General features: G+C 70.3%; 16 protein-coding genes. 15 read left to right on the forward strand and 1 reads right to left on the reverse strand.

Annotation, left to right across the window (positions count from 1 at the left end; all coding sequences use genetic code 11):
* Positions 1–150 precede the first annotated feature (150 nt).
* The 8 genes from pgsA to AB0O15_RS26715 all read left to right on the forward strand — a co-directional run bounded on the left by pgsA (position 151) and on the right by AB0O15_RS26715 (position 7,395).
* The gene (gene pgsA, locus AB0O15_RS26680) at positions 151–771 is read left to right on the forward strand and encodes a phosphatidylinositol phosphate synthase (RefSeq protein ID WP_364323481.1); all 621 of its coding nucleotides are present in this window, start codon (positions 151–153) and stop codon (positions 769–771) included.
* Positions 768–1,634 carry a phosphatidylinositol mannoside acyltransferase gene (locus AB0O15_RS26685; RefSeq protein WP_364323483.1) on the forward strand — a complete coding sequence of 289 codons (867 nt, stop codon included), beginning with the start codon at positions 768–770 and terminating at the stop codon, positions 1,632–1,634. Before pgsA ends, AB0O15_RS26685 begins: the two co-directional genes overlap by 4 nt.
* Positions 1,635–1,644: 10 nt before the next feature.
* A complete protein-coding gene (locus AB0O15_RS26690; RefSeq protein ID WP_364323485.1) occupies positions 1,645–2,799 on the forward strand; it encodes a glycosyltransferase family 4 protein in 1,155 nt (384 codons plus the stop codon).
* 33 nt (positions 2,800–2,832) lie between these two features.
* On the forward strand, positions 2,833–3,360 hold the full coding sequence (locus AB0O15_RS26695; protein WP_364323487.1) for a hypothetical protein: 528 nt from the start codon (positions 2,833–2,835) through the stop codon (positions 3,358–3,360).
* A gap of 99 nt (positions 3,361–3,459) precedes the next feature.
* A complete protein-coding gene (pdxS, locus tag AB0O15_RS26700; RefSeq protein ID WP_364323489.1) occupies positions 3,460–4,374 on the forward strand; it encodes a pyridoxal 5'-phosphate synthase lyase subunit PdxS in 915 nt (304 codons plus the stop codon).
* The gene (pdxT, locus tag AB0O15_RS26705; RefSeq protein WP_364323491.1) at positions 4,371–4,973 is read left to right on the forward strand and encodes a pyridoxal 5'-phosphate synthase glutaminase subunit PdxT; all 603 of its coding nucleotides are present in this window, start codon (positions 4,371–4,373) and stop codon (positions 4,971–4,973) included. The genes pdxS and pdxT overlap by 4 nt, the downstream gene beginning before the upstream one ends.
* 29 nt (positions 4,974–5,002) lie before the next feature.
* The gene (locus tag AB0O15_RS26710; RefSeq protein ID WP_364323493.1) at positions 5,003–5,755 is read left to right on the forward strand and encodes a YebC/PmpR family DNA-binding transcriptional regulator; all 753 of its coding nucleotides are present in this window, start codon (positions 5,003–5,005) and stop codon (positions 5,753–5,755) included.
* Positions 5,756–5,808: 53 nt separating this feature from the next.
* Positions 5,809–7,395, forward strand: coding sequence for a methyl-accepting chemotaxis protein (locus AB0O15_RS26715; protein WP_364323495.1), 1,587 nt, complete (start codon positions 5,809–5,811; stop codon positions 7,393–7,395).
* On the opposite strand, the gene AB0O15_RS26720 is transcribed toward AB0O15_RS26715, so the two are convergent.
* Positions 7,392–7,898 (reverse strand): hypothetical protein, encoded by a 507-nt coding sequence (locus tag AB0O15_RS26720; protein ID WP_364323497.1) that lies wholly within the window; start codon positions 7,896–7,898, stop codon positions 7,392–7,394. The two genes, AB0O15_RS26715 and AB0O15_RS26720, sit on opposite strands and share 4 nt — an antisense overlap.
* A 103-nt stretch (positions 7,899–8,001) precedes the next feature.
* On the opposite strand from AB0O15_RS26720, the gene ruvC reads away from it, so the two are divergent.
* The 7 genes from ruvC to AB0O15_RS26755 all read left to right on the forward strand — a co-directional run bounded on the left by ruvC (position 8,002) and on the right by AB0O15_RS26755 (position 15,917).
* Positions 8,002–8,568 carry a crossover junction endodeoxyribonuclease RuvC gene (ruvC, locus tag AB0O15_RS26725; protein ID WP_364323499.1) on the forward strand — a complete coding sequence of 189 codons (567 nt, stop codon included), beginning with the start codon at positions 8,002–8,004 and terminating at the stop codon, positions 8,566–8,568.
* On the forward strand, positions 8,565–9,170 hold the full coding sequence (ruvA, locus tag AB0O15_RS26730) for a Holliday junction branch migration protein RuvA (protein ID WP_364323501.1): 606 nt from the start codon (positions 8,565–8,567) through the stop codon (positions 9,168–9,170). The genes ruvC and ruvA overlap by 4 nt, the downstream gene beginning before the upstream one ends.
* Positions 9,167–10,213 carry a Holliday junction branch migration DNA helicase RuvB gene (gene ruvB / locus AB0O15_RS26735; RefSeq protein WP_364323503.1) on the forward strand — a complete coding sequence of 349 codons (1,047 nt, stop codon included), beginning with the start codon at positions 9,167–9,169 and terminating at the stop codon, positions 10,211–10,213. Before ruvA ends, ruvB begins: the two co-directional genes overlap by 4 nt.
* Before the next feature lie 164 nt (positions 10,214–10,377).
* Positions 10,378–10,719, forward strand: a complete 342-nt coding sequence (yajC, locus tag AB0O15_RS26740) for a preprotein translocase subunit YajC (RefSeq protein ID WP_364323810.1) — start codon at positions 10,378–10,380, stop codon at positions 10,717–10,719.
* Between the two features lie 144 nt (positions 10,720–10,863).
* Entirely contained in the window at positions 10,864–12,786 is a 1,923-nt protein-coding gene (gene secD / locus AB0O15_RS26745; protein WP_364323505.1) for a protein translocase subunit SecD, read from the forward strand.
* Between the two features lies 1 nt (position 12,787).
* Positions 12,788–14,053, forward strand: coding sequence for a protein translocase subunit SecF (gene secF / locus AB0O15_RS26750; RefSeq protein ID WP_364323507.1), 1,266 nt, complete (start codon positions 12,788–12,790; stop codon positions 14,051–14,053).
* Positions 14,054–15,383: 1,330 nt separating this feature from the next.
* Positions 15,384–15,917 carry an adenine phosphoribosyltransferase gene (locus AB0O15_RS26755; protein WP_364323509.1) on the forward strand — a complete coding sequence of 178 codons (534 nt, stop codon included), beginning with the start codon at positions 15,384–15,386 and terminating at the stop codon, positions 15,915–15,917.
* Positions 15,918–16,025 lie beyond the last annotated feature (108 nt).

Below are 16,025 nucleotides of genomic sequence, written 5' to 3' on the forward strand. Positions count from 1 at the left end.
CGCACCTCCGTTTCCCGGGTGTTACGACGCTATTGTGAGATCCCACACCCCGCGGTACGCGTGCCGCAACCCCTTGTAGTCATCCGAGCCGTGCTGATGACATCAGGGCCGATGCGGCCGGATCAGCGCGCCGATACAGTGGTGACCGCCATGGCAAAGATCTTCAGCGTCCCCGCCCGCCTCGTCCTCGCCCATGTGGTCGACCCGACCGCGCGATTCCTGCTGCGCCGGGGGGTGTCACCGAACGCCGTCACGGTAGCGGGCACCGTCGGCGTGGTGATCGGGGCACTGGCGCTCGGCGCCCGCGGCCATCTGATAGCGGGGGCGTTGGTCGTCACGTTCTTCGCGCTCACCGACATGCTCGACGGCACGATGGCCCGCATGCGGGGGCCGGCCGGCACGTTCGGCGCGCTGCTCGACTCGTCGATGGACCGGATCGCCGACGCGGCCATCTTCGGCGCGGTCTTCTGGTACCTGTTCGGGCAGGACAACCCGTACAACGGCATGGTCGCCGCGGTCATCTGCCTGGCCGCCGGCCAGGTGGTGTCATATGTGAAGGCGCGCGCCCAGAGCCTCGGCCTGAACGCCGACGTGGGCCTGGCCGAGCGCGCCGAGCGGCTGATCGTCGTCGGCGTCGGTGGCCTGCTCAGCGGGTTCGGGCTCGACTGGGGCCTGCCCGCGGCGCTCTGGGTGCTGGCCGTGCTGAGCGCGTTCACGGTCTTCCAGAGGCTGATCCACGCCGCCCGCAGCGACAAGGTGCCCGCCGAGTGAAGGACAGGCTGACCGAGCTGGGGTTCGCGGCGGGCTGGCGGCTGGTCCGGGCCATGCCCCTGGGGGTGGCCCGGCGGTTGTTCACGGCCGCCGCCGACCGCTCCTGGCGGACGAACGGGCCGGGGACCCAGCGGCTGCGTCGCAACCTTCAGCAGGTGGTGGGTCCCGATCTCGACGAGACGCTGGTACGCGACGGGCTGCGCTCGTACGCCCGGTATTGGATGGAGGCCTTCCGCCTGCCCTCCCGCAGCCGGGCCGACCACCTGGCCGGGTTCCGCCTGGAGCCCGAGGGTGAGTTCGAGAAGGTGCTGGCCGAGGGCAACGGGGCCATCATGGCGCTGCCGCACGCCGGCAACTGGGACGCCGCCGCGGCCTGGGTCTCGGCCAACGGGTTCAGGCTGGTCACGGTGGCCGAGCGGCTCAAGCCCGAGAAGGTCTACAAGCAGTTCATGGCCTACCGCGAGGCGCTGGGCATGGAGGTCGTCCCGCTGACCGGCTCGCCCCGGCCGCCGATCGACGTGCTGGCCGAGCGGGCCGGGCAGGGCTGGGCGGTGGCGTTGCTCAGCGAGCGTGACCTGTCGTCGCGCGGCGTCGAGGTGGAGTTCTTCGGCGGGCGGACCCGGATGCCGCCCGGCCCGGCGCTGCTCGCGCTGCGTACCCGGGCGCCTCTCTACGCCGTTGACATGTGGTTCGAGCCCGGACGGGCGGTGGGCCGGCTGCGCCGCATCGAGCTGCCCGACCCGGCCGAGGGCACCCTGACGGAACGGGTCAAGCTGGTCACCCAGCGGCTGGCCGACTCGTTCGCGATCGGCATCGCGGAGCATCCGCAGGATTGGCACATGCTCCAGAAGCTGTGGTTGTGAGGGGTGGGGCGTGCGGATCGGGATCGTGTCGCCGTACTCGTTCGACGTGCCCGGCGGGGTGCAGAACCACATCGTCGACCTGGCTGAGGCGCTGATCGGGCTGGGCCACGAGGTCTCCGTGCTGGCCCCGGCCGACGAGGACGCCGAGCACCCGCCCTATGTCGTGCCGGCCGGCCGGGCGGTGCGTTTCCCGTACAACGGTTCGGTGGCCCGCATCTCGTTCGGCCCGGTCTCGTCGGCGCGGGTCCGGCGCTGGCTGTCCCGCGGCGATTTCGACGTGCTCCATGTGCACGAGCCGTTCGTGCTCAGCCTGTCGATGCTGGCCGTGCTGCGCACCCGTGGCCCGGTCGTGGCCACCTTCCACACCGCGATGACCCGGTCCCGGGCGCTGGCCGCGGCGCAGGGCATGTTGCAGCCGTTGATGGAGAAGATCACCGCGCGGATCGCGGTCAGTGAGCTCGCCCGCAAGGTGCAGGTGGAACACCTGGGCGGCGGCGCGGTGGAGATCCCCAACGGGGTGGCGGTGGCCAAGTTCGCCGGGGCCGAACCGCTGCCCGGCTGGCCCGGCGAGGGCGGCACGCTGGGCTTCCTGGGCCGGTTCACCGAGTCACGCAAGGGCTTTCCGATCCTGCGTACGGCGTTCGTCACGCTGGCCCGGCGCCGGCCCGGGCTGCGGCTGCTGGTGGCCGGCCCCGGCGACCGCGCCGACCTCTACGACCTGTTCCCGGCCGACGTTCGTGACCGGGTCGAGTTCCTCGGGCTGGTCAGCGAGCAGGACAAGGCGAGAATGTTACGCAGCGTGGATGTCTACGTCGCGCCGAACACGGGCGGTGAGTCCTTCGGGATGATCCTCACCGAGGCCATGGCGGCCGGCACCACCGTCGCCGCGAGCGACCTGGACGCCTTCCGCCGGGTGCTGGACGGCGGCCGGGCCGGGGCGCTCTTCCCGACCGGCGACGCGGCCGCGCTCACCGCCCTGCTGGACGAGTTGCTGGACGATCCCGCGCGGCGCAAGGACCTGGCGGCGGACGCGGTCAAGGCGGTCGCGGCCTTCGATTGGCCGAGCGTAGCCGGGCGGGTACTCGAGGTGTACGCCGCGGCGATCGAGGCCACCGACGGGCGCGTGATCGACGTGGAGTGGTCGGAACCACGTTCGGGCCGGTAACTCTTCGAAACCAACGCGCACTACCATTCCGGCATGCGTATGGTGCTGGGCTTAGCGGCGGTGATCGTCGTGCTGTGCGCGTACCTGTATTGGACCGCCCACCGGGTCGAGCGGGTGCACGTCCGTTCCGCCTCCGCGTTCCGGGCCCTCGACCAGCACCTTCTCCGCCGGGCGGCGGCCGCCGCCGTGGTCGCCGAGCACACCGACAACGCCGAGCTGTACGCCGCCGCCCGCCTCGCCCTGGACGCGGCGCCGGACGGGCGCGAGGCGGCCGAGAACGACCTGTCCCGCCAGCTGGCGAGCGTGCCACTGCCCCCGGGCGACGAGGCCACCCGGGCGCTGGTGGCCACCAGCCGCCGCGTGACGCTGGCCCGCCAGGTGCACACCGACACGGTCCGTGACGCCCTGCGCGCCCGGCGGCGCCCGGTGGTCCGGGTCTTCGGGCTGGCCCGGCGCTACCCGCGACCGGCGTACTTCGACATCGTCGAGCCGGTCCTGCCGGAGCTGCCGGTGGTCATCGCGCCTCGCGCCCAACCGGCCGCGGCCGTCGAAGCGGCCTGATCGGCGAAGGCCACCTTCCCCTCGATTGGCCCTCGTTGGCCCCTTCCACCGCTCCTAGAATCCTCCTCGCAAGCCCACGAGCGTGAGGAGCGGTATCCAGTGTCCGAGAGCGCAGCATCCACGACGCAGCAGCCGGCGGTCGGCACGGCCCGGGTCAAGCGCGGCATGGCCGAGATGCTCAAGGGCGGTGTGATCATGGACGTGGTCACCCCGGAGCAGGCGAAGATCGCCGAAGACGCCGGCGCGGTCGCCGTGATGGCGCTCGAGCGGGTCCCCGCCGACATCCGCGCGCAGGGGGGCGTCTCCCGGATGAGCGACCCCGACATGATCGACGGCATCATCGCCGCGGTGTCCATCCCGGTGATGGCCAAGGCCCGGATCGGCCACTTCGTCGAGGCCCGGGTGCTCCAGGCGCTCGGTGTCGACTACGTGGACGAGTCCGAGGTGCTGACCCCGGCCGACTACGCCAACCACATCGACAAGTGGCAGTTCACCGTGCCGTTCGTGTGTGGCGCGACCAACCTGGGCGAGGCGCTGCGCCGGATCACCGAGGGCGCGGCCATGATCCGCTCCAAGGGCGAGGCCGGCACCGGCGACGTCTCCAACGCCACGACACACATGCGCCAGATCCGGCAGCAGATCCGCCGGCTGCAGAACCTCCCTCCGGATGAGCTCTATGTCGCGGCCAAGGAGCTGCAGGCGCCGTACGAGCTGGTCAAGGAGGTGGCCGAGGCGGGCAAGCTGCCGGTTGTGCTGTTCACCGCGGGCGGCATCGCCACCCCGGCCGACGCGGCCATGATGATGCAGCTCGGCGCCGAGGGCGTCTTCGTCGGCTCGGGCATCTTCAAGGCCGGCAACCCGGCCCAGCGCGCCGCCGCGATCGTCAAGGCCACCACGTTCCACGACGACCCCGAGATGATCGCCAAGGTCTCCCGCGGTCTGGGCGAGGCCATGGTCGGCATCAACGTGGAAGAGGTGCCGCAGCCGCACCGGCTCGCCGAGCGTGGCTGGTGACCTTCTCCATCGGCGTCCTGGCGTTGCAAGGTTCGGTCCGGGAGCACGCCGAGGCCCTGTCGTCATGCGGGGCCGGCGCGCTTCCGGTGCGCCGGCCCGAGGAGCTGGACGCGGTCGACGCCCTGATCATCCCGGGCGGCGAGTCGACCGTGATGAGTAAGCTGGCCATCACGTTCGAGCTGCTGGAGCCGATCCGCAAGCGGATCGCCGGCGGGATGCCGGTGTACGGCTCCTGCGCCGGAATGATCATGCTGGCCTCGACGGTGCTGGACGGACGGCCCGACCAGGAGACCTTCGGCGGCATCGAGATGACGGTCCGGCGCAACGCGTTCGGGCGGCAGGTCGAATCATTCGAGGGCCCGGTCGACATCTCCGACATCTCGGGCGGGCCATTCGAGGCGGTCTTCATCCGGGCGCCGTGGGTTGAGCAGGTGGGACCGGAGGTGCAGGTGATGGGCCGCGTCACAGCCGGCCCGGCCGCCGGTAGGATTGTCGCCGTCCGGCAGGGCAACCTGCTCGCCACGGCTTTCCACCCGGAGCTCACCGGCGACCTTCGCGTGCACCGGTACTTCGTCGAGATGGTCCGCCGGGCCGCCTGACGAACGACGGATTCACACGGAGGTAACGCATGTCCGGCCACTCCAAGTGGGCGACGACCAAGCACAAGAAGGCCGTCATCGACGCCAAGCGCGGCAAGATGTTCGCCAAGCTGATCAAGAACGTCGAGGTCGCGGCCCGGGTCGGCGGTGGTGATCCGTCCGGTAACCCCACGCTCTACGACGCCATCCAGAAGGCGAAGAAGAGCTCGGTCCCCAACGACAACATCGCCAACGCGGTCAAGCGCGGCTCCGGCCTCGAGGCCGGCGGCGCCGACTGGCAGACGATCATGTACGAGGGCTACGGCCCCAACGGCGTCGCCCTGCTGATCGAGTGCCTCACCGACAACCGCAACCGCGCGGCGACCGAGGTCCGCACCGCGCTGACCCGCAACGGCGGCACCTTCGCCGACGCCGGGAGCGTGTCGTACCTGTTCAACCGCAAGGGCGTGATCATCGTCCCCAAGGGTGAGCTGACCGAGGACGACCTGATGATGGCGGTGCTGGAGGCCGGCGCCGAGGAGATCAACGACCTGGGCGAGTCGTTCGAGGTGGTCAGCGAGCCGACCGACCTGGTCGCGGTGCGCACGGCGCTGCAGGACGCGGGCATCGACTACGACTCGGCCGAATCCTCCCTGGTCCCGACCATGACGGTCGAGGTCGACGAGGACGCCGCCCGCAAGGTCCTCAAGCTGATCGACGTCCTGGAAGACTCCGACGACGTCCAGAACATCTACGCCAACTTCGACGTCTCCGACGAGGTCATGGCCAAGATCGACGCCTGACCGCTTTCCCGGTTCGGTCCCGCGACCCACCCACGGCGCGCGATAGTGCGTTCGTGGGCTGGTTCGCGAATCTGGGCGTCAATCTGAAGATCGTCCTGGCGGTCACCGTGGCGGTGGCCGTCACGGTCGTCGTGGGGATCGTCGGGCTGTTGCACTTGCGCGACGCCAGCCACTCGGCGCAGGTGATCTACACCAGCAACTTCGGCGGGCTCGAGAGCGTGTCCCGGGTCAAGGCGGCGATCGTGCATGCCCGGCTGGCCGCGGCGAACCAGGCGATCTCGCAGAACGATGCCGACATGCGGTCGTACGCCCAGGGCTTCGCCTCCCGTGTCGACGAGTACGAGCAGGCGCTGGCGCTGTACCGCGACAGCGAGCCGGCCGGCAACCCGGCCACCGTCGCGGCCCTGGACACCGCCTTCCGGTCCTACGTCACGATCGCCCAGAACGACCTGTTCCCGGCCGGCGCCCGCGACGACCTCGCCGCCTGGGCGAAGACCCGGGACGAGCGGGTCACGCCGCTGATGAAACAGGTCGACAGCTATCTCGAGGAATTGGATCGGTCGGAGCGCACGGTCGCGGCCGCGAACGCCGCCTCGGCCGCGAACGGCTACGACACCGGGCGGCTCACCTCGATCCTGGTCATGGTGCTCGGCTCGGTGCTGGCGCTGGTGCTCGGCCTGATGGTGGCCCGGCGGATCGTCGCGTCGCTGCGCCGGGTGCAGGGGGTCTGCGACGCGCTGGCGGCCGGCGACCTGACCCGGACCAGCGGGGTGGTCTCCCGGGACGAGCCCGGCCGGATGGCCCAGTCGCTGGACGCCGCGATCGAGAACCTGCGCGGCACGGTACGCACCATCGACGGCTCGGCCACCTCGCTGGCCGGGGCCGCCGAGGAGATGAGCAGCACCGCCGAGCAGATCGAAGCCTCCGCGCAGAACGCCTCCACCCAGGCCCGGGCCGCCTCCGCCGCGGCCGAGGAGGTGTCCCGCAGCGTCGAGACCGTCTCGGCCGGCGGCGAGGAGATGGGCGCCTCCATCCGGGAGATCTCGCAGAACGCCACCGAGGCCGCGCGGGTGGCGGCCGAGGCGGTCAGCGTCACCACCGCCACCTCGCAGACCATGAACAAGCTGGGCGAGTCGTCGGCCGAGGTCGGCAACGTGATCAAGGTGATCACCGCGATCGCCGAGCAGACCAACCTGCTGGCCCTGAACGCCACCATCGAGGCCGCCCGCGCCGGTGACGCCGGCAAGGGGTTCGCCGTGGTCGCGTCCGAGGTCAAGGACCTGGCGCAGGAGACCGCCCGGGCCACCGAGGACATCTCCCGCCGGATCGAGGCGATCCAGGCCGACACCTCCGGCGCGGTCAGCGCGATCGAGGAGATCTCGTCGGTGATCGCGCGGATCAGCGACTTCCAGACCACGATCGCCTCGGCCGTGGAGGAGCAGACCGCCACCACCAGCGAGATGAACCGCAGCGTGAGCGAGGCGGCGGCGGGCACCAACGAGATCGCCCGGAACATCATCGTGGTCGCCGACGCGACGATGGTGACCAGCCAGAGCGTGGCCGACACCCGGCAGGCGACCACCGAGCTGGCCCGGATGTCGGGCGACCTCAACGCGCTGGTGGCCGGCTTCCGCTACTAGTAGTAGTCCGGGTTGCTCGGGATCAGGCTGAGGAAGACGCCGATCGTCACCACGATGACGATGACCGTACGCACGATCTTGTGGATCTGGGCCCGGCGCCGGGCGTACGTCCACGCGATCGCGGCCTCGGCCATCGGCGCGGTCGACGAGCGGACCGTCGACGCCAGCACCTCGGCCTTACGGGCGGCGTAGCTCGCCGGGTAGTACGCCACCTGGTAAACCGGCCGCAGCACCCGCACCTCGACCTGGTAGATCTGGTCGTCCCGCCACTGCTTGCTCCGCAGCTGAAGCCGCCGGACGGTGAACGCGCGCGCCTCGTCGGCGTGGGAGAGGCGGGCGCGCAGGCCCAGCCGGCGCCAGTGCAAAGCCAAATCGCTGAGCACCAGGGCGGCGATGCCGGCGGCCTGGTCGGCCCCGTCGGTCAGACGATTCGCCTCCGCGGTCATCCACGGCAGACGGTCCGCGACGAACTCGACGAACTCCTGGGGAGGTTCGTCGGCCATCGGCGGGACGAGATACACGTCTCAGCTTGGAGGTGTGTCGCTGGTGCCGCAAGATGCGCCATCCACTACTGTCGTCGAACATACGTACAGGAGGTTGCCGCTGATGCGCGTGCTCGGCATCGACCCGGGGCTCACCCGCTGCGGCGTCGGCGTCGTCGAGGGTGTGCCGGGCCGGCAGTGCAAGCTGGTCGCCTACTACGTGGTCTACACCGAGCCCGACGACGACATCGCGCTGCGGCTGCTCCACCTCGACGAGTCGCTGGCCGAGCTGGTCACCGAACATCAGCCCGAGAGCGTGGCCGTCGAGCGGGTGTTCTCCCAGCACAACGTCCGGACGGTGATGGGCACGGCCCAGGCCAGCGCGGTCGCGATCCTGGCCGGGTCGCGCGCCCGGCTGCCCGTGCAGACCTACACGCCGAGCGAGGTCAAGGCGGCGGTCACCGGCTCCGGCACGGCGGGCAAGGCCCAGGTCACCTCGATGGTCACCCGGCTGCTCGGGCTCGACGAGCCACCCAAGCCGGCCGACGCCGCCGACGCCCTCGCCCTCGCCATCTGCCACATCTGGCGTGGCGGCACCCGGGCCCGCATCGAGGCGGCGGCGGCCAAGGCCAAGCAGATCGCGGCCGCGCAGCGTACGGCCCAGCGCCGGGTCAGGGGAGGGGTTCGATGATCGCCAGCGTACGGGGAGTGGTCGCGTCGATCGCGCCGGACAGCGCCGTGATCGAGGTCGGCGGGGTCGGGATGCAGCTGCAGTGCGCGCCCGGCACGCTGGCCGGGCTCAAGCCGGGCCATGAGACCCGGCTGGCGGCGAGCCTGGTGGTCCGGGAAGACTCGCTCACCCTCTACGGCTTCGCCGACGACGACGAGAAACAGCTCTTCGAGCTGCTCCAGACGGCGAGCGGGGTGGGACCACGTCTCGCTCAGGCGGTGCTCGCGGTCCATCACCCCGATGCCGTACGCCGGGCGATCAGCGGCGGCGACCTGACCGCGCTGACCAAGGTCCCGGGCATCGGCAAGAAGGGCGCCGAGCGGATGGTCCTCGAACTCCGCGACAAGATCGGCCCGGTCGGCGTGCTCGGCGCGGCGGCCACCGGCCCGCTCCGGCCCGGCGACTGGCAGGACCAGGTCCGGCAGGGTGTGCTCGCCCTGGGCTGGACGGCGTCGCAGGCCGACCAGGCGGTGGCCGCGGTCGCCGAGACCGTCGACGGTGAGGTGCCACCCGTGCCCGTGCTGCTCCGTCAGGCGATCCGCCTGCTCGGGCGTACCCGATGAACGACGATCTGGTCTCTCCCGAAGCCGACGAGAACGACCTCGACGCGGAAGCCAGCGTCCGGCCCCGCCGGCTCGCCGACTTCATCGCTCAACACCGGGTCCGCGACCAGCTCGACCTGCTGCTGCAGGGCGCCCTGAAACGCGGCACCCCACCCGACCACATCCTGCTCTCCGGCCCGCCCGGCCTCGGCAAGACCACCCTGGCCAACATCGTGGCGGCCGAACTGGGCAGCGGCATCCGCACCACCAGCGGCCCGGTGATCGAGCGGTCCGGCGACCTGGCCGCCATCCTGACCGGTCTGGCCGAAGGCGACGTGCTGTTCATCGACGAGATCCACCGCATCGCCAAGCCGGCCGAAGAACTGCTCTACAGCGCGATGGAAGACTTCCGGGTCGACGTGATCGTCGGCAAAGGACCGGGCGCCACCGCGATCCCGCTCGACGTGGAACCGTTCACCCTGGTCGGCGCGACCACCCGGGCCGGGCTGCTGTCCGGGCCGATGCGCGACCGGTTCGGCTTCGTCGCCCACCTCGACTTCTACTCGCCGGACGACCTCGACGCCCTGCTGCACCGCTCGGCACGGATCCTCGGCGTGCCGATCACGGCCGACGGCGCCCGCGAGATCGCCGGACGCTCCCGGGGCACGCCGCGCATCGCCAACCGGCTGCTCCGCCGGGTCCGTGACTACGCCGAGGTCCGGGGCGACGGCGTGGTCACCCACGACGCGGCGCGCGCGGCGCTCAAGGTCTACGACGTCGACGCGCTTGGGCTCGACCGGCTCGACCGGGCGGTGCTGCGGGCGCTGATCGAGTCGTTCCGGGGCGGGCCGGTGGGGCTGTCCACGCTGGCCGTGGCGGTCGGCGAGCAGTCCGACACGGTGGAAGAGGTGTGCGAGCCGTTCCTGGTGCGTGCGGGGCTGCTGGCGCGTACGCCGCGGGGCCGGGTCGCCACCGAGGCGGGCTGGCTGCACCTGGGCAAAACACCGCCGTCGGACGGGCGGGCCGTGCAGGCCGACCTCTTCGCCCGCGATGACACCCGTTAGGGGGATGGCGGAAAACCCGCTGTAATCGGACCGATACCAGTGCCGCGTAGGGACTTCCCAGCTAGAGGGATTAGACTCGCCGCCGATCGAGTGGGATGTGTATCCCCCAGGAAGGCTTTCTCGTGCCAAATTTCGCAGCGGCAGCACAGGGCGGCGGCAGCTTCATGCCGCTCGTGCTCATCGTCCTGCTCTTTGCCGTCATGTATTTCATGATGATCCGCCCGCAGCAGAAGCGGCGTCGTGAGGCCCAGGCGATGCAGTCGTCCCTCGGCCCCGGCGACGAGATCGTCACCATCGGCGGTCTGCACGCGACCGTGGTCTCGGTCGACGACGACGTGGTCACCGTGGAGATCTCGCCCGGCGTCCACGCCCGTTTCGCCCGGCCGGCCATCGCCCGTGTTCTGACCCAGAACTCGGTCGAGGAGCCCGAGCCCGAGCCCGAGCCCGAGGTTCCGGTCTCGGACGAGCCGGTCAGCCCGGTCGTCGAGACCCGCAAGAACGACTGACCCCTTCCGTCGGCTGCCCCAAGCGTGACGGGGCAGCCGACGATGTGAAAAATAGGCATAATCGTCGCGGCGCGGGCTGTCGGCGATGTCCGTCATGCCCACCCCACCTCGCCGGCCCATTCCGTACTAGGGAGATTCACAGCCGTGGCACGACCACCACAGGGGCAGCAACATCCCGGGCGGCAACTCGCCGTGCTCGGCCTGATCTTCATCATCCTCTATCTCGTGGCCTTCTTCGGCTTCGGCGCCAAGGGGCCGATCTCCGAACGCCTGCACCCCAAGCTCGGCCTCGACCTCATCGGTGGCACCCAGGCCACCTACGTGGCGTCGCTGGAATCCAACGGCCAGGCGCCCTCCCAGGCGAGCATGGAAGAGGCCCGGCGGATCATCGAGAGCCGGGTCAACGCGCTCGGCGTCTCCGAGGCCGAGGTGGTCATCGAGGGCAACCGCAACATCGTGGTGTCGCTCGCCGGTGAGGGCAACGACGAGCTGAAGAACGTGGGCCAGGCGGCGCAGATGCGCTTCCGCAAGGTCCTCCAGGCGACCGGCGACGTGGCCGCGCAGGCGATCAACCCGCCGCAGCCCAGCGCCGCGCCGTCCGCCCCGGCGCCCGGCGCCTCCGGCGGCGCGCCCAGCGCCCCCGCCCCGCCGACCCCGTCCGGTGGCAGCGGCGGCCAGGGTGGCGGCGAGCTCGAGAAGGCGCCCGCCCCCAGCACCCCGCCGAGCGCCCCCGCGTCGGCCGCGCCCGCTCCGGCGCCGTCGCCGTCCGGGTCCGCCGAGCCGGTGCCCGCCGACAAGAAGGCGCTGATCGCCCAGGTCGAGAAGAAGGTCGGCCCGGCCATCTACGCCGCCGCGGCCAAGCTCACGGCCCCGGTCGACCTGCAGACCAACCCCACCGCGGGCAAGCAGTTCGCGCCGTTCAACACGCTCAGCGGCCCCGAGGTCAACGCGCTCTCCCCGCAGATGCAGTACTTCGTCCCGACGATCAGCTGCGACCAGCTCAACGGGCGTCCCAACGGTGCCATCGACGACGCCAAGTCGCAGGTCACCACCTGCCAGAGCGGCGCCAAGATGCTGCTCGACGTGGCCAAGGTGGTCGGCACCGACATCGCCACCGCCAGCCCGCAGCTCGACCAGCAGCAGGGCCAGTGGGTCGTCTCGCTCGACTTCACCTCGGCCGGCCAGGCCAAGTGGACCGCGTTGACCCGTGAGGCGTTCACGCCGGCCAGCGGCGACACCTGCCTCACGGCCGCCCAGGCGGTCTCCTCCGGCGCGACCCACTGCCTCGTCGCCGTGGTGCTCGACAAGGAGATCATCTCGGCGCCGGAGATCCAGGGCGTCCTCTCCGGCCAGTCCCAGATCACCGGCCAGTTCACCCCGGTCTCGGCCCGCGAGCTGGCCAACCAGATCAAGTACGGCGCGCTGCCGGTCACCTTCGAACCGGCCACCGCCCAGACCGTCTCGGCCACGCTCGGCATCGAGCAGCTCGAGGCCGGCCTGCTCGCCGCCGGCATCGGCATGGCGCTGGTCGCGATCTACGCGTTCTTCTACTACCGCCTGCTCGGCACGGTGATCTTCCTCAGCCTGATCCTCTCGGGTCTGCTGACCTTCGCCGCGCTCGTCGCGCTCGGCCGCTCCACCGGGTTCACCCTGACCCTCGCCGGCATCGCCGGTTTCATCGTGTCGCTGGGTGTCGCCGCCGACTCGTTCGTCATCTACTTCGAACGACTCAAGGACGAGATCCACGAGGGTCGAAGTCCGCGAAGCGCGGTGCCCCGAGCCTGGGCCCGGGCGCGGCGTACCATCATCTCCGCGAACACCATCACGATCATGGCCGCCGTGGTGCTCTACGTCGTGTCGGTGGGCGTGGTCCAGGGCTTCGCGTTCGCGCTGGGCCTTTCCACGATCCTCGACCTCGTCGTGGTGTTCCTGTTCCGCCACCCGATCATGACGCTGTTCGCGAACACCAAGGCGTTCCTGTCGCCACGGGTCAGCGGCCTCGGCCGTGTCCTGAAAAACGCCACCACCGACGAGCCGGTCAAGGGCCGGCGCGTGAAGGAGGCCTGACATGGCCAAGCAGGGACTCGCCGATCGCCTCTACCGGGGCGAAGCGAACATCAACATCGTGGGCCGCCGCAACACCTGGTTCATCGCGGCCGCCGTCCTCGTCCTCATCGCGATCGGCAGCTTCGTGTTCCGGGGTTTCGAACTCGGCATCGAGTTCTCCGGCGGCACCCAGATCATCATGCCGGCCGACGTCGGCACCAAGGAGGAAGCGCAGACCGCCGTCGAGCGCGCCATCTCCACCGCCGGCGTCGCCGAGGAAGCCCAGGTCACCGCGGCCCAGCAGCTGGGCAACGGCCCCGACGCGACCTACTCGGTGCGCACCTCGGCCCTCACCCAGGAGGAGTCCACCGCGGTGAAGTCCGCGCTGGTCGCCGACCTGGGCGTGCCGGCCGGCGAGGTCAGCGACAACCGCGTCTCCGCGGCCTGGGGCGGCCAGGTCACCCGGCAGGCCCTCATCGGCCTCGCGGTGTTCCTGGTGCTCGTCATGGCGTACCTGGTCATCCGCTTCGAATGGCGCATGGCGGCCGCGGCCGTCTCGTCACTGCTGCTCGACCTGATCCTCACCGCCGGCGTCTACTCGCTGGTCGGCTTCGAGGTGACCCCGTCGACGGTGATCGGCTTCCTCACGATTCTGGGCTTCTCGCTCTACGACGTGGTCGTGGTGTTCGACAAGGTCCAGGAGAACACCCGGGGAATCACCGCCGGCAGCACCCGCACCTACTCCGAGGCGACCAACCTGGCGGTCAACCAGACCCTGATGCGTTCCATCAACACGGGCCTGGTCGCCCTGCTCCCGGTCGGTGGCCTCCTCTTCATCGGCGCCGGCCTGCTCGGGGCGGGCACCCTGAAAGACCTCGGCCTGGTCCTCTTCGTCGGCATGGGCCTCGGCGTCCTGTCGTCGATCATGTTCGCGGCGCCGCTGCTGACGGCCCTGAAGGACCAGGAGCCCCGCATCAAGTCCCACACGGCCCGAGTCCTGGCCCGCCGGGGATCGGCCCGCTCGGGCGACGTGGCCCCGAGGTCGGAGCGCAAGAAGAGCACCAAGTCGTCGGTCTCCGCCGCGTCCGACTCCCCGGGCGCCTCGGACTCCGCGGACGCCTCGGACGAAGAGGTGGCGCCGGTGCCGGACGACGCCCCGGTCAACTCGTCGGCCATGGCGGCTTCGGCGCCGCGGCCGGGTGCCCGTCCCACCTCGGGGCGGAACACCAACCGTGGCGGGCGTCCTGGGGCGTCCGGGAATCGGCCTGGGGGTAAGAAGCGTCGCTGACGTTTTTGGTTTCTTCGAACGGCCCGCCAGTTGGCGGGCCGTTCTGTTTGCCTGCGGTGGCGGCCTTTCGCCCGGCTCCGTTCTTTGGTCACCGTGGGGGCTGGGGCGGGGGCTTCAGGTTGCGGTTCGCCTGGCTTGAGGTGGCTGCATTTGTCGCTGAGCGTGATGTCGTGTGCGGTGCTCGCCTTGGCCTGCGTTGGCTTGGTGGTCGCGCTCTGGGAGGCCTTAGGTCGCGGCGGCCGATAGCGGTTTCCGGATGCCGTGTCAGTACTTCACGCTTCAGGTCGCCGACAGTCGTGCGCTTCCGTTGTGCCGTGGCGTTGAGCAGCGCACTCGTTGCCCTTTGCTCTGAGCGCGTATAGGCAACACGGCTCTCGCCGCCGTGCTTCTGCTCGCGTGTGTTGTCGCTAGGTCGCTTGCTGGCGCGGGTATGCGCGGCATTGCGGCGCGTTCGGTCGACCGGGGCTTCCTTGTTGCGCTCGCTGGTGCTCGTGTGAGGAGCGTTGGTTGATGTGGCGCCCGGAGCTGGGGCCTGGGCTTGTGTGAGCTAGAACTTGGCACGGCGGGGGCTGTGGATAGCGGGCGAATCGTCGTGGACGAGGCCTACGTTGAACGCCCACCCAGTGCTGGGGTGGGGGAGGCGGAGGATCGTCGATCAGCGCAACCCACCCCCCACCGAAGGGGGCGCACGGTTGGCGGTTGTGCGCGAGGAACGCTGGCGTAGTTCAGCTCGGCTTTCGCGCACTTGCGCTGGACGGACTTCTGCCTGTCGACTCTGCCTCGGCAGGCCAGTGCGGAGCCGCTCATTCCTCAGCAAGGGGGGACTCCGCTGGTCCGGCGGGGTTCCGGGGGCTCAGACGCCGCCGTCGCCTGAGGAGTATCCGCAGGCTCAAACTTCTGCTTCCCGCCTTGGCTGCTTGGTCTTGGCGCGGATGCCGGAGGATGCGCTGATCTCGAAGCTGCTCGCGGCCGGGCGTACGAGGACACCTGGATTGTCTCGTTCGTGGTGTTTTGCCGGGACGCCGCTTGCGCACTGCTCGGGCCGGGTTGGCGGTGTTGGCTTCGGCGCCTTCGCGGACGGGCTTCTGGCGCCGGGGTTGGTCGCGAGGTGCGCATCGGCCACTGACACAACGAGCCGCGCACCAGCCTGGCGTGTTCGATGAGCCATCGAGGAACGCTGGGGTGGCGGGCGCGACCCAGCTCCCACTGTTACCAGAGAACCAAAGCCGGGAGCCACCATCGTCGGTAAGCGGCACCACCGACAAACAACCCGGAAGCGGCGCACGGAGCGCGCGGGCCGCTCCACGACAGGGGCCGATAGGGTTGCCGGGTGAGTGAGACGGATCTGGCCGCCGTGGTGGCCGGCAGTGTGCTGGATGTGCCGGATTTCCCGCGGCCCGGGATCGTGTTCAAGGATCTGATGCCGTTGTTCGCCGACGCCGCGGCGTTTCGGCGGGTGGTTGACGGGATTGTTGAGTACTACGGGGCCGGGTCGTTCGATGTGGTGGCCGGGATCGAGGCTCGCGGGTTTGTTGTCGCCGCGGCCGTTGCCTATGCCTCTGGTACGGGGGTGGTGCCGGTGCGCAAGGCGGGGAAGCTGCCTCGGGCGGTGCACTCGGCTTCGTACGCGCTGGAGTATGGGGAAGCCACGCTCGAAGTGCATCAGGATGCGTTTGTGGGTGGGCAGCGGGTGCTGGTGGTGGATGATGTGTTCGCGACCGGCGGTACTGCCTCGGCGGCTCTTGATCTTGTTGAGCGGGCCGGCGGAGTGGTCGCGGGGTTCACGGTTCTGATGGAGCTGGGGTTCCTTGAGGGGCGGAAGCGGCTGGCACCGCGTGAGGTGCATGCGCTCCTGACCGTTTAGTCCGAGTATGCGCCTGTGAGGGGCACCCATTTCGGGTGTTCGTCGCTGGGTATGCGGGAAGAGCAGACGGGTAGGATGGCGTTCCCAAGCAGGTGAGCAGTGAGGTGA

Source organism: Actinoplanes sp. NPDC089786 (assembly GCF_040684855.1).
GTDB lineage: Bacteria > Actinomycetota > Actinomycetes > Mycobacteriales > Micromonosporaceae > Actinoplanes.

Excerpts from the sequence above, each read along its gene's own strand:
- AB0O15_RS26720 (WP_364323497.1), bottom strand. The coding sequence starts at position 7,898 with ATGGCCGACGAACCTCCCCAGGAGTTCGTCGAGTTCGTCGCGGACCGT.
- pgsA (WP_364323481.1), top strand. The coding sequence starts at position 151 with ATGGCAAAGATCTTCAGCGTCCCCGCCCGCCTCGTCCTCGCCCATGTG.
- AB0O15_RS26695 (WP_364323487.1), top strand. The coding sequence starts at position 2,833 with ATGCGTATGGTGCTGGGCTTAGCGGCGGTGATCGTCGTGCTGTGCGCG.
- ruvC (WP_364323499.1), top strand. The coding sequence starts at position 8,002 with ATGCGCGTGCTCGGCATCGACCCGGGGCTCACCCGCTGCGGCGTCGGC.
- yajC (WP_364323810.1), top strand. The coding sequence starts at position 10,378 with ATGCCGCTCGTGCTCATCGTCCTGCTCTTTGCCGTCATGTATTTCATG.
- AB0O15_RS26710 (WP_364323493.1), top strand. The coding sequence starts at position 5,003 with ATGTCCGGCCACTCCAAGTGGGCGACGACCAAGCACAAGAAGGCCGTC.
- ruvB (WP_364323503.1), top strand. The coding sequence starts at position 9,167 with ATGAACGACGATCTGGTCTCTCCCGAAGCCGACGAGAACGACCTCGAC.
- ruvA (WP_364323501.1), top strand. The coding sequence starts at position 8,565 with ATGATCGCCAGCGTACGGGGAGTGGTCGCGTCGATCGCGCCGGACAGC.
- secF (WP_364323507.1), top strand. The coding sequence starts at position 12,788 with ATGGCCAAGCAGGGACTCGCCGATCGCCTCTACCGGGGCGAAGCGAAC.